10 protein-coding genes are annotated in these 12,452 nt (G+C 52.8%); 7 read left to right on the top strand and 3 right to left on the bottom strand.

All coding sequences use genetic code 11. From position 1 onward, the window contains the following. Positions 1-21 precede the first annotated feature (21 nt). The 6 genes from FFS57_RS00795 (at position 22) to FFS57_RS00770 (ending at position 6,635) form a co-directional block, all read left to right on the top strand. Positions 22-894, top strand: a complete 873-nt coding sequence (locus tag FFS57_RS00795; RefSeq protein WP_137935835.1) for a F0F1 ATP synthase subunit delta — start codon at positions 22-24, stop codon at positions 892-894. 115 nt (positions 895-1,009) lie between these two features. Then, a complete protein-coding gene (locus FFS57_RS00790; RefSeq protein WP_249383830.1) occupies positions 1,010-2,911 on the top strand; it encodes a type IV secretory system conjugative DNA transfer family protein in 1,902 nt (633 codons plus the stop codon). A gap of 48 nt (positions 2,912-2,959) precedes the next feature. After that, positions 2,960-4,150 (top strand): hypothetical protein, encoded by a 1,191-nt coding sequence (locus tag FFS57_RS00785; protein ID WP_137935834.1) that lies wholly within the window; start codon positions 2,960-2,962, stop codon positions 4,148-4,150. A 92-nt stretch (positions 4,151-4,242) separates the two neighbouring features. Then, entirely contained in the window at positions 4,243-5,316 is a 1,074-nt protein-coding gene (locus FFS57_RS00780; protein ID WP_171013477.1) for a hypothetical protein, read from the top strand. Between the two features lie 9 nt (positions 5,317-5,325). After that, entirely contained in the window at positions 5,326-5,937 is a 612-nt protein-coding gene (locus tag FFS57_RS00775) for a lytic transglycosylase domain-containing protein (protein ID WP_137935832.1), read from the top strand. A 23-nt stretch (positions 5,938-5,960) separates the two neighbouring features. Next, positions 5,961-6,635, top strand: coding sequence for a hypothetical protein (locus FFS57_RS00770; RefSeq protein WP_137935831.1), 675 nt, complete (start codon positions 5,961-5,963; stop codon positions 6,633-6,635). 50 nt (positions 6,636-6,685) lie between these two features. On the opposite strand, the gene FFS57_RS00765 is transcribed toward FFS57_RS00770, so the two are convergent. The 3 genes from FFS57_RS00765 to FFS57_RS00755 form a co-directional block, all read right to left on the bottom strand. Further along, a complete protein-coding gene (locus tag FFS57_RS00765; protein WP_137935830.1) occupies positions 6,686-8,017 on the bottom strand; it encodes an HD-GYP domain-containing protein in 1,332 nt (443 codons plus the stop codon). 98 nt (positions 8,018-8,115) lie between these two features. After that, positions 8,116-9,681, bottom strand: coding sequence for a cyclic-di-GMP receptor FimW-related protein (locus tag FFS57_RS00760; RefSeq protein WP_137935829.1), 1,566 nt, complete (start codon positions 9,679-9,681; stop codon positions 8,116-8,118). A 3-nt stretch (positions 9,682-9,684) separates the two neighbouring features. Beyond that, on the bottom strand, positions 9,685-11,307 hold the full coding sequence (locus FFS57_RS00755) for a cyclic-di-GMP receptor FimW-related protein (RefSeq protein ID WP_137935828.1): 1,623 nt from the start codon (positions 11,305-11,307) through the stop codon (positions 9,685-9,687). Between the two features lie 132 nt (positions 11,308-11,439). On the opposite strand from FFS57_RS00755, the gene FFS57_RS00750 reads away from it, so the two are divergent. Further along, positions 11,440-12,441: a class 1 fructose-bisphosphatase gene (locus FFS57_RS00750; protein ID WP_137935827.1), complete on the top strand. Its 1,002-nt coding sequence runs from the start codon at positions 11,440-11,442 to the stop codon at positions 12,439-12,441. Positions 12,442-12,452 lie beyond the last annotated feature (11 nt).

Raw genomic sequence — 12,452 nt, 5'->3', positions numbered from 1 at the left:
TAATCAAAGAAAGAGGATGTTATGGATAACACAAATGTAAGTGCGAAAATTCTTGCAACTGCGGCCGTTGTTGGTATCTCAAAAGTAGCCTACGACTTATACAACGACACAAAAATTCGTGAGGAACACTATGCAAAGCCGCTGGAAAACATGCCGAACAACGCAAAAGCCCTTGAAGAGGAAATGAAAACTATTGTAGACAATGCAATAAGCATCATCCAATCAGCCTACTCAAATGATTCAGTAGCCATTTCTGACGAAAATAAACTGGCCATGGCAAATGCCGGAATTACATCGACAGATTTGGAGAAAATCCAAAAATCAATTGAACAAGATAAAAAAAACAATAGTATTGAATCCCAGCTATCAAACCTAGTGGAAGAGCTCAGGACAGATAAGCACAATCAAGTTGATATGGCCCTCGCGGTCGGCGCGTCATTGCAACGCAATCATGAAATGGAAGCAACCCGCGCAAAAATCTCTGGTGTAGGGTTGATGCTGTCGAGCTTCATGAAAGAGAAGGGCCTATCGATCGAGCAAGTACAAGAAAAAGCGATCAGCAAGCTTCATAAGAGTGGTAACGCAGAACCAACCGTCAGCGATATAAGCAAAGAGATGATTCAAAGTGCCAGCCGCGCCAACCAAGACTTGGTCGGAAAATTAATGAAGACACTGACAGGTTCGGGACATGCGCCACATGCTACGCCCGATACTCAACAAGCGCCGTTACAAGCCAATATTGGCGACAAACAACCCCAGCAACGATCAGACAAATCTTTGATTGCCCAAGGTCCGTCAGACCCAAAACCCCAGAGAAGAGCCGACCACCCGCTTCCTGCTCAAACCGACCAGAAAGTACCCATCAAGTCCCCAAAACTTGGCCCCAAGCTTTGACCAGGCTCGGGTTGGAAACTGGAAGTATTCATTCCCTACCCACCAGTTACAGCCCAAGTGCCTGATTTCACCGCGCGCCACCTGGGACGATTAATCGAACGCTAAAGATATTGCTATGGACTCAAAAAACTCGCTTGCCACCCCGCTGTATACCGTCCCGACTCAACGCAGCAACCCCGGCACCATGCTGATGCGAAATATAGGTGCCGGCGTGTTCCTGGTGCTGATCCTGAGCTGGCTTTGTACCCAATATGTCGCCAGCCAGCTGGGCTATCAGGCTGCGCTGGGTGAACCGATGCTGGCGATTGGTAACTGGAAGCTATACACCCCGATGGATTGGTGGGGTTGGTATAGCCGCTATCACGCGGTGAACAATCCCATTGTACAAAGCGCATTCCGTTTGGCTTTGTGGCTGAGCTTGTTCGGTGGCGTTGCCGTTGCCGGCTTTATTGCCTACCGCGCCAAACAGGATAAGGAACGACTGGCCAGCGAATCCGAACATTTACACGGTTCAGCACATTGGGCATCCGCCAAAGAGGTCGAGCAGACCGGGCTGCTGGGCAATGGCAGTGGTGTCTATGTTGGCGCCTGGAAAGATACCAGTACCAATAAGATTCGCTACCTGCGCCATGACGGGCCGGAACACATCATGGCGTTTGCGCCGACCCGATCAGGTAAAGGGGTGGGCCTGGTACTGCCCACCCTGCTCTCTTGGCCACATAGTGCGTTGATCTATGACATCAAGGGTGAAAACTGGGCGCTGACTGCAGGTTGGCGGCAACAGGAAGCCGGCAACCGCGTGATCAAGTTTGAACCGTCTGCGATGGATGGCTCCAGTGCCCGTTACAACCCCTTGGCCGAGGTGCGGGTGGGGACTGATCGTGAAGTGGCGGATGTGCAGAACATCATGACCATGATCGTCGATCCAGATGGCAAAGGTTTGGAAGACCACTGGCAGAAATCTAGCCAGGCATTGTTAGTTGGCGTAGCGTTGCATGTGCTCTATGCCGAAAAGAACAAGACGCTGAATGGTGTGATTGCCTTCCTCAGCGACCCCACCCGGACAGTGGCACAGTCTATGCAATTCATGCTGGACACCGATCATGATCTGGTCGGGGATGGTTGGCCACATCCAGATGGCACACCCAACTATTGCCACCCGGTGGTGGCTGCAGCCGCGCGTGACATGCTGAACAAGGCGGATGAAGAACAATCCGGTGTAATCTCCACTGCCATCTCGTTCCTGACGTTGTACCGCGACCCCATTGTGGCGCGTAACACATCCGCCAGTGATTTCCGCGTTCGCGATTTGATGAACGATGACAAGCCCGTGTCGCTGTATCTGGTAGTACCGCCTTCAGACAAAGACCGCTTACGCCCACTGATTCGCCTGATCATCAACCAGATCGTGCGTGGCCTGACCGAGAAGATGGAATTTAAGGATGGCCGCAGCGTTGCCGGTTACAAGCATCGCCTGCTGTTGTTGTTGGATGAATTCCCCAGCCTGGGCAAATTGGATGTATTTGAGGAATCCCTGGCGTTCATCGCGGGCTATGGCATGAAAGCCTACCTGATCATTCAGGATATCTCGCAGCTATGGACTGCCTATGGCAAAGACGAAAGCATCTTCTCCAATTGCCATGTCCGCGTGGCCTATGCACCGAACAAGATCGAGACCGCCGAACTGCTATCAAAGATGACCGGCACGGCCACCATCGTCAAACAGTCGCATTCCTATTCCGGCAGCTTGTATGGCTCGCAGTCAAATGTCTCCACCTCCACTCAGGAAACGCAACGGCCACTACTGACCGCCGACGAAGTCATGCGCCTGCCCGCTGCCAAAAAAGATGCCAAGGGCAACGTCAGTGAGCCAGGGGACATGCTGATCTTCATGGCCGGCCAGACACCGATTTATGGCAAGCAGATTCTGTACTTTCTGGACCCCACTTTTTCGGCGCGGGCCAAAGTGCCGGCGCCCGAGAAGAGCGATGTAATTCACAAAGACGCGGGCCTGTAACAACGCTACCCCATTTTCCCCTTTTGACAAAGAACTTGAGAACATCACATGCCAGAGCACGCCAACGAAATCATCCAGCTTGAAGACAATTTCATTGAACAGATGAAAGATGCCATCAGAGAGACGCATCAGGTAGGCGATGAACCGCTGAATCGCCTGAGCGTGGAGCGCTTCGGTGACGAAAATGGTGCAATAGATCGTTACATCAACAGCTTCATGGATCATACGTCACCAACCGCCAGCACCGAAGATAAACAGGCCGCGGTTGATTATTACAAAGATAACCGGGGTGCATTGCCCCCTGCCTTCACTGATCGCAATGGAAAGATCAGCATGCTAGATGTACATCCTGATTTCCATCCAAATGGTAACCAGGATACCACTCTCTACAAATCAGTCTTGATTCACGAGGCTATGCATTCCGTTTCCATGAATAGCCAGGGTTTGCAGCAGCATTCAGGTCCAGGTCAATATAATTGGGACGAAGCCGTCACCGATTACTTGGCCGAGCAGGTAGCAAGAAATGACCAGCTTAACGTCGACTTCCGCTCAAACTATTACACCAATACCGGTGGTCAGGTAAATACAATCCAATTGCGCAATCAAATGGGTAGTACATTTGCTGAAGCTATCGATGAGATCAAGCACAGCTATTTTAATTCCCCAGGCGACTTCAATCATGTACTCGAACGAACTGATCTGACTGCTACTTCAAATCAATCTATAAAAAACTACGCAAATGATACGTTGCAAACTGCTATTGGTGAGCGTGCCTATAAAAACCTTCAGTCAAGCAGCCAGTTGAAGGCTATTTCCTCGCGCAACACAGAATTGGCTGGCCAGATTAATAACGCCCTTCCAGTAGATGCGGAAAAAATGGCATCAAATGCTGTTCCTGATTACCACGTCATGGTCTACGGCAACAACACCAGAAATGATTTCGAGAACCTATATCGTGTTGCACACCCTTCAGAAGCAAATAACCCAACGCCTGATGTATTTCATGCAGGTAACAAAGTTTTTGTATTTTGCGCGGAAGAGAATCTGACAAATGCAACTCATCGAGCCGATATCGGAAGGCAGGTTACAGAAGCATCAATTCAGGCAACCATCGAATCACATTGCCAATCCAAGAATATCGACATTGAAAGAGCCAATCCCAAGAAGATGACCGAAGACATTGCCAAATTACGTGCCACTACGACCGGAAGAACGTCTAACCAAAATGTAAGACGATAATACTTTATTTACTACATGATCAATCAAATAAATCAAGTCAAAAATGACAAGCACACAAGAACTTGATTCCAGCATTGACATCGGAGATTTAATTGGTACAAAAAAGAAAACCAGTTGAAAAGAACAATACATTAGCAGAATCTACTGAGACACCCCATACCGTAGGGGATATCTCATTTTCGGGTAGCACGGTCAGAGATTTTTCGCAAATGGCCGAATTTCCTTATAAAAATCACGACACTGCACACGTCCCTCAAGGCTGGCAAATCGTTACGGATGGTACAGCCACTGCCATCGCTACTCAGCTCCAGCAACATGGTATGGGTAAGGTGAGAGGAGCAGATCAAGTCGGTTATGTTGGGTTGGCTAGTCAAGGAGCCAACGCCTTCTTGCTAGGACGCAAAGATCAGCAAGGAGAGTGGCAAGAAATTGCCATCGCATTTGGTGGCACCAACTCCACCGGCCCCAGTGGCGAGCTGCACAGGTTCAAGCAATGGACCATGCACAATGCAGGCAATTTTGTCGGGTTCGTCCCAAGCAACCTCACTTTTGCCGATCGATTGACAAAGGAAGTACAGGCCCATTTTGGCGATCAGGTCAAAGTCATGACCGTCGGGCACTCCAAGGGGGGGCTGGAAGCCGAATATGCCGCCAAGTGCAATGGCCTGGATGGCATTTCATTCAACGCAGCGAAGGCAGGCATTGGTACACGCAGACGGGCTGATTTTCAGGCCAAACAGTTACCACCAACGCAATCGCAAGGGACCATACTTGGCCTGCGTAATTCATTCGACCTGGTCTCCAATGCCAAACCAGGCCAATCCCTCGCGACTGAACAGATTTTGCTTCGTTCCCCCACCCATGATGACATGGATCTCAACAAGGTAACCCGACAAGTTGAAGCGCATTCACAGCCTACTCCCGGCATGATGTCTGCTGCCGCAGTCTTGAACTCCATCGCCAATACCAAGGATTCAGTCATGCTGGGGATAAAAGATCATGTGGATTTCGACTCAATCCGCAACATGCCACTGGACACCGGCCCAAATCGCAAAGTCAGAGGTGATGGCCCTATTCTGCGAGACTCCATGTCCAAGGTAGCCGCACACAAAGCCAAGCAGACACAACCTACACCTCCCACGCGCACTCAAGGACGCTCTCGGTAACTCAATAGCATGATCGACCTCCCCACCCTACTCCATCAATGCGCCCCCAACGTGGCGCCCAGCACCATGCAGGCCATTATTCGTACCGAGAGCGGGTTCAATCCACTGGCGATGAATGTAAATGGCGGCGTGCGCTTACAGCGTAAGCCCAAAAACATGACGGAAGCGGCTGCCTGGGCCAGTTGGCTGATCAAGCAAGGCTATTCGGTGGATATGGGGCTGATGCAGATCAATTCCCGCAACCTGGCCCGATTGAATCTGACACCTGCGGAAGTCTTCGAACCTTGTCGCAATCTACGGGCTGGGGCCGCGATTCTGACAGCACAATATGGTAAGGCCTCGCAAACCCATGGCACGGGCACCAAAGCCTTGTTGCAGGCCATTTCAGCCTATAACACCGGTAATTTTCAGGGCGGCTTCAGCAATGGCTATGTCGCCAAGGTGGTACGTGCATCGAATACCCGTACCAGTCCTACGCTGGATCTGGCACGCATGATGACACAACCCATCAGGCGTTCAGGCCAGGTCGAATCACCACCATCCACCCAGCCCCATACGGCCGACAGTGCCATTCAGGGGTTTGGTAGCACACAAAACACGGCAGCCATGCGCGCTGGATAACTTGTTGTTATAGGAGTTTCGTTATGAGATTGATTGCCCCCTTAATACTGGCTTTGTTGGCCCCCCCCATCCTCACCGGCTGCCCGGGTTTAAGCGCAAGTGACAAAGCCGAGTTCAAGAAGATTCAGGATCAAATGCCGGAGCTACGCACTTACGCGATTGATACCAAGTCGATGGCCGAGGTATACAAAAAGATCAAGGACAAGGAAGAAGGCAAGATCAAGCCGCGAATGATCGGGACGGTGCTGAGCGTACTGCCCGCCAACGACCCAAGCGCCGCAGACCTGATCAAAGAGAACAATTTGCCGAATGTGCCAGGAGCCAGTGTTGCCATCATCTACACACCACATGGCTGGAGCGTGATGCTGGCCAAACCCGGTCTGGAGATTAAGGAAAATCAGGTCGTGGAATTTACTTTACCGGCCGCTGCTGACTTCGACGATCTGGACAATCAGGAGAAAATCAAAACCAAACTGACTGAACTACAGACTGATGGATCCGTTGGTATTCAGTCAGTTCGCGAGGATTGTATCGGCAACACGTCTGGCAATGGCCCCTTTGCAATGACCTGCAATGGCGCCCCGGCTGAGTTCGTAGTGAATGCCAGCCAATTTTCCCAATCCACGCTGGATTGGCTGAACAATCCCAACAAACCGGTTCCAGCATCGTCAAACGAACAGGAAAAAAACCAACAATAATCGTCCCCTTCAGCCGGGGCCTGTATCCGTCAGGACATAAACACCCATTATCAACTGGTGGATAGTGCTTCACCGTGCTGGCAGATAACTGCAGCACGGTGCATTTCCTGAATGACAGGGTCGATGACTGCCCGGTGCGCAGATGGCATGCCCTCACTTCTCAGGTAGATATCTCTGGCCAGTTCCCTGAGTCGCCAGGCAATCTCGTCGATGATTGCCACCACCATGAAACGCATTTCACCATTGTCCTCAGCCAGCCAGTCCGCACGCCGATGCGCTGGCCACGAATCCAGACCGGTACTGGAGAATGCACGTTGGATGATATCTAGCCGTTTTGAAATGAATTCCAGCAGGTGCCGAAGTGGTACTTGCGATTTGATCAACGGGTGCTCTTCCAGCTCCAACAACATCAACGTCAGATGTCCAATCAAGCCAAACAGACCGTGCATGGCTCGGGTAGCCTCCTCACTGGACAGTGCATCAGCGACCCAATCACCACGTGGCTGCTTACTTAACAGCCCGGACAGATAAGACACCAACTCCATCGGAAACTGGCGCGGAATGATGCGCAAGGCAATATCGGCCCGGCGGATCGGATGGCCAAATGTCTGGCTAGCGGCACAAATAGTGTTGGTGACAGAGAGTAATTGACCCATCGACGAAATCTGGTTATCTGCCAACCGATGCGGATAACCACTGCCATCAATGCGCTCATGGTGTTCCAGCACGGCACGGCAGACAGCAGGGTTATATGTGCCCATTTCTGTCAATACCTGATAACCAATCAATGGATGGATCGCGATCTGCTTCCATTGGGCAGGACTCAGCGAATCTGCACGCGATGTCAATACCGGGCTGATATACAACTCGCCAACATCATGTAATGCTGCGGCTGTGGCCAAGTCATCCAGCCCAGCTCTCGGCCAGTTCATCAGCTTACCAAATGAAACCGCTACCACCATGGATTGCAACAGATGCCATCGCTGATATCCCTCCCCTGTGTCGGTCAGTGCCAGCGACAAGCAAATCAGCCGATTAGCCGCCAGATCATCAATCATTCGGGCCAGCATGGCTGCACATCCGGCATGCCGGACCAGAATCCCGGCAGCCGTATGGCTTTCAACCAGTTCTGCCAGCTGATCACGCGCATTGGACACCACCTGAAAATGGTCAATTGTCAGGCAACACTCCAACGGCCGTCGCAATTTATGCAACAGCAGGTCTTCTCTTGATTCAGCTGATAATCGGCCCCCTTTGGGCAACAACGTCAGGCCGGTTTCATCACAAACATCCTCGGCGGCAGTGACCTCATGATGTGAGGCCAGCTCGATCAAGCGTTCAAGAAAGTGAGGATTGACGTTGGCTAACACGGAATCCGACATGGCTGCGTGTACTCATCACAACGCTACCTTCTGATCATAGAATCACCCAGCCAGAATCCAAGATCGTAAGATCGTATATAACAATCCCATCATGCCAATCAAGCAGCGCCCAGCTTTTCCAGTTTGCACACAACAAAGCGCGCATTGCTGACCGTGGCATCAGCCGAAATGCGAGCTTTGACGATGCCATTACTCAGAGCCACCACGAAAATGCCATCAATCCCGGTTTTGGTTGCCGGCAGCAACAACCGCTCTGATAGCAGCGGATTGGCGGATTGCGCAACGAAGATAGCCTCGAAACGGACCTTGGTGCCGGGGTCCTGCACCACAACCGGTACGGCATGCAGGGCGATGACCTCAATGCCGATTTCGATATCGCCACCCAGCCGTCGCGCAACGCGGGCGACCCGACCAATACGTGGAGCCGCATCACCTGCTGAATAGGCGCCAATCAATTCTCCCACTGGGACATCGAAACGATCCTGCTTTGGAAACCGGACACTGATGCCAATCGCACTTTGATCGATGAGCGTGCATCCCGGTTGGGACTGTTCACTTGGGTCCGGTGCATCGCTGTCCGGTTCCTCACCAAACCAGCTTTCAAATGAATACCGCTGGTTATCGGTCTTTTCAGCCAGAATTGCATCTGGATTCTTCAGCAATGCCAATACATCGGCCACACCATGGCGCAACAGTACTTCTCGATTGGCCTTTTCCCGTTGTACACGACGACGGAACGAACGAGGCTTGCCACCCCAGGCCAAGCCGATATCCAGTACCAGCTCTTTCCATTGTACCGGTCGACCGGACAAGGGTGGGCTCTTCAACCAGGCGGTCACCAGTTTATCCGTTGCTACCCCACGACAGGCTTCGCTCTGCACCATCCGTCGTGCCCCAGTTGCTGATTCACCACTTTGCAGATCGATGCACAGCGCATCCCGCCTGACATTGACACCCGTGGCCAATTGGCACATCGGGACGGCCTGACGCAACCATTCTGCAGTAGCGCGGATTTCTTGCGGCAACATGCGGGAATAGGGCATGCGAGCCAACAGATGCCCTGCAATCAGCCATTGTCCCGGTGTCAACGACGACTCTGTCTCGCGCTTGGCAACCACCTGATGTTTTTCCGCCAACAGGTAGGCGCTATGCAATGTCCGCCAGGTACCTTCGCTGATCTCATAGTGCCGATACAACATGCATTCCAGGATATAAGCAGAAAGTGCCATGGTTCGTGAACATACCGACAGCACCAGTTCAGCATTGCCGCCTTCTTTTTCGAAATGCTGCAAACAACGCTGATAAGAGGTACTCAGCTCCCCCCAGGACTGTGTAACAACCGGCAAAGCCTTGAGCAGATAGGTGTCTGCAGTGCCAGGGGCAAACAAACGGGCAATCACTTCATCAGATAACGGTCGGGATTTATCGTCCAGATACTGGGTGGTACGAATACGCTCCTTGATACCCAACCAGTCCAATCCGTTCAGATCGCTCAATGCAGTACGGATTTCACGCAAGGCTTGCAGGGCATCCTGTTCACGTAATTCCTCAATCAATTCAGTTGCACTGCGCAGATCCGTCACCCTTATGTTGGCATCGGCCTTGCGCAACACCGCGCGCAAAAAGCGGCGCAAACCGGATTCAGCAGTTTTGTTCTCACTCATGTCTTACCCCAATCGGTCGGCAGCGGCCATCAACCAATGATCACCCTTGATCAGCGTTTCACGCATGCGGAACCGAACCTGTCGCTGCGCAATCTCTGCAGTCAGCTCAGCCCCCTGACAATAGGCAGAATACGGAACAATCAACGCCAGTTGATCCGCCACTTGGTTGTCACCTGAACTGATCACCAGACCAGCCTGCCCGCGCGCGCTTGGCGCCAGGGCCACGCCGCCTCGGACAATCAAGGGTTCTGCCCGTGTGCCCAACAACTCCGTACCAATCCGCTGTCGGTTATCACCCTGCTGAGTCATGACCCGTCTGACAATGCCAATCTCCCACGACCGACCATCCAGACTCATCCCCAGCAGTACACCTGACTGCACTGGACGCGCCAGGGCGTCTGCCAGCAACCCCAAGCCCCGCTCACTACGATCCGTCATAATCCAGTGAACAGCGTCCGACACCACGCCTGTCGCAACCTTGCCCTCTTTGGCAGTCGCCTGCTTGGTCCGTTCTGTGATGAAACCATATTGCTGCATGTCCATCATTTCACGATCACCAATCCCACGATCGGCCTCCAGTTGCTCGTGTTCTGGCGGCGGCAGGCCTCGCGCAATCGCATCCAGGCCAATCAGCACCTGCATTTCACCGGTGACTGCCACGCGCTCGCTGGTACGCAACGCCTGCAGGTCGAATTCTGCGCTCCACCATCGCTCCAGCTGTCGAATCAGATCTGCGGCCCCCGTCCCCGCCAATGACTCAAGCAATGCGGCGGATTGCCTGGCCCGGTGCTGCCGGGCATTCATCAACGCATATAACCATTCAGACATGCTCCAATAGCGACCACGCGGCACTCTGGGCTCACCCTTGTAACGCGCCGCACCGGTGTAACCCGTCAGATCCACCCAATATTGCCCGCTGGTAGTTGTGGGCAAGTGTTCCAGCACCACATGCTGCGACAACAGTGCCAGCCAGGTATCCACCGTATCCAGTTGACGTACCGTCAACCCACAGCCCACCACGGTTCCAAGCATCACCAGTCGAATGTATTCATCGGCACAGGAAGTCTCAGCCCGCATTGCGTTCGGATAAAGACGGATCACATCCGATTCGCGTTTTTCCACTTCTGCCAGACTATATAACTGATTGGCTGTAGCCCAGATCTTCTTATCTGGGGACTGGTTATGAAAGTAGTGAAATCGGTTGATGGTGCCCAGATAACGTAATGATCGCGCCAGCAATAGCGCCATCTGTGGCGAGCTTTCCTCGTTGCTTGAAGAGGAATCCTTCACAAACACCAAGTAGGCCTTCAACATCGTTTCGCAATAGCGAACCGCCCGGGTCCACAACTCCACCTCCAACTGCTGTGGCATGCGTGGGTTCTGCACATACTGAAGGCATACCATTTCGAAGGTAGGGTAAGCCAAGCCATCCAGTTGAATGAGCGCTGCCATACGGGAAGCACTCAACTTAGGCTTGGCCCCAAGAAACTGGGCCAATGTGTCACGAACCGTGTCGAGTATGGTGGCAGCATCACGCTGTTCGATGGCTTTCCACCATACATCGGCAGCCTGCGGATGTGACAAGGGATGCGCCTGCTTGTCACGTAATTTGTCGAAAAGCCCCATCGTTTCCTTCGCTCTGCAACGCGGATGAAGCAGCTATTCTCCAACAAACCCCAAGGTCAGGCCAGCGGCCTATTCACTCGGCATGAGCTTGAAAAGGTATAATACACCGCACTAAACCATTGAGAGACTGACATGAGCCGAATTTCACTGAGCCGCTTTCTGATCGAACAGCAGCGCAAGAACAACGCCATCGATGCGGAACTGCGGCTGTCCATCGAAGTAGTGGCGCGTGCCTGCAAGGCCATCAACCATGCCATCCGTAAAGGTGCATTGGCTGGCGTACTGGGCGAAGCCGGCACAGGTAACGTGCAAGGTGAAGCCCAGAAGAAACTGGATGTGATCGCCAACGAAGTATTGCTGGATGCCAACGAATGGGGTGGTCACCTGGCGGCCATTGCATCGGAAGAAATGGAACATCCGCATCCTATCCCGACCGACTACCCGAAGGGTGGCTACCTGTTGCTGTTCGATCCGCTGGATGGTTCGTCCAACATCGACGTGAACATCTCAGTCGGCACCATCTTCTCGTTGCTGCGTTGCCCGGAAGGGGTCGATGGCACTGATGAAAAGGCATTCCTGCAAGCAGGAACCCAGCAAGTTGCGGCCGGTTACACCGTGTATGGCCCGCAGACCATGCTGGTCCTGACCTTGGGCAATGGCGTACATGGCTTTACGCTGGATGCGGAAATCGGCAGCTGGGTTCTGACCCATCCGGATATGACCGTACCGGAAGAAACCAAGGAGTTCGCCATCAATATGTCGAACATGCGTCACTGGGAACCGCCGGTCAAACGTTACATCGATGAACTATTGGCCGGTAAGGAAGGCCCGCGTGGCAAGGATTACAACATGCGCTGGGTGGCCTCGATGGTGGCCGATGTACATCGCATTCTGACCCGTGGCGGTGTCTTCACCTACCCACGTGATGCCCGCGAGCCGAACAAGCCCGGCAAACTGCGCCTGATGTACGAAGCCAACCCGATGTCGTTCATCATTGAACAAGCGGGCGGCATGGCAACCAATGGTCATCAGCGCATCATGGATATTCAGCCGACTGCACTCCATGAGCGCGTAGCGGTCTTCCTGGGCTCAAAACGTGAAGTGGAAGTGGTGACCCGCTACCACCAGTCCTGATCAGTATTGCT

The organism is Chitinivorax sp. B, from assembly GCF_005503445.1.
GTDB lineage: Bacteria > Pseudomonadota > Gammaproteobacteria > Burkholderiales > SCOH01 > Chitinivorax.
This window is presented reverse-complemented; position numbering and strand designations above follow the sequence as displayed.

Excerpts from the sequence above, each read along its gene's own strand:
- FFS57_RS00795 (WP_137935835.1), top strand. The coding sequence starts at position 22 with ATGGATAACACAAATGTAAGTGCGAAAATTCTTGCAACTGCGGCCGTT.
- FFS57_RS00790 (WP_249383830.1), top strand. The coding sequence starts at position 1,010 with ATGGACTCAAAAAACTCGCTTGCCACCCCGCTGTATACCGTCCCGACT.
- FFS57_RS00785 (WP_137935834.1), top strand. The coding sequence starts at position 2,960 with ATGCCAGAGCACGCCAACGAAATCATCCAGCTTGAAGACAATTTCATT.
- FFS57_RS00775 (WP_137935832.1), top strand. The coding sequence starts at position 5,326 with ATGATCGACCTCCCCACCCTACTCCATCAATGCGCCCCCAACGTGGCG.
- FFS57_RS00770 (WP_137935831.1), top strand. The coding sequence starts at position 5,961 with ATGAGATTGATTGCCCCCTTAATACTGGCTTTGTTGGCCCCCCCCATC.
- FFS57_RS00765 (WP_137935830.1), bottom strand. The coding sequence starts at position 8,017 with ATGTCGGATTCCGTGTTAGCCAACGTCAATCCTCACTTTCTTGAACGC.
- FFS57_RS00760 (WP_137935829.1), bottom strand. The coding sequence starts at position 9,681 with ATGAGTGAGAACAAAACTGCTGAATCCGGTTTGCGCCGCTTTTTGCGC.
- FFS57_RS00755 (WP_137935828.1), bottom strand. The coding sequence starts at position 11,307 with ATGGGGCTTTTCGACAAATTACGTGACAAGCAGGCGCATCCCTTGTCA.
- FFS57_RS00750 (WP_137935827.1), top strand. The coding sequence starts at position 11,440 with ATGAGCCGAATTTCACTGAGCCGCTTTCTGATCGAACAGCAGCGCAAG.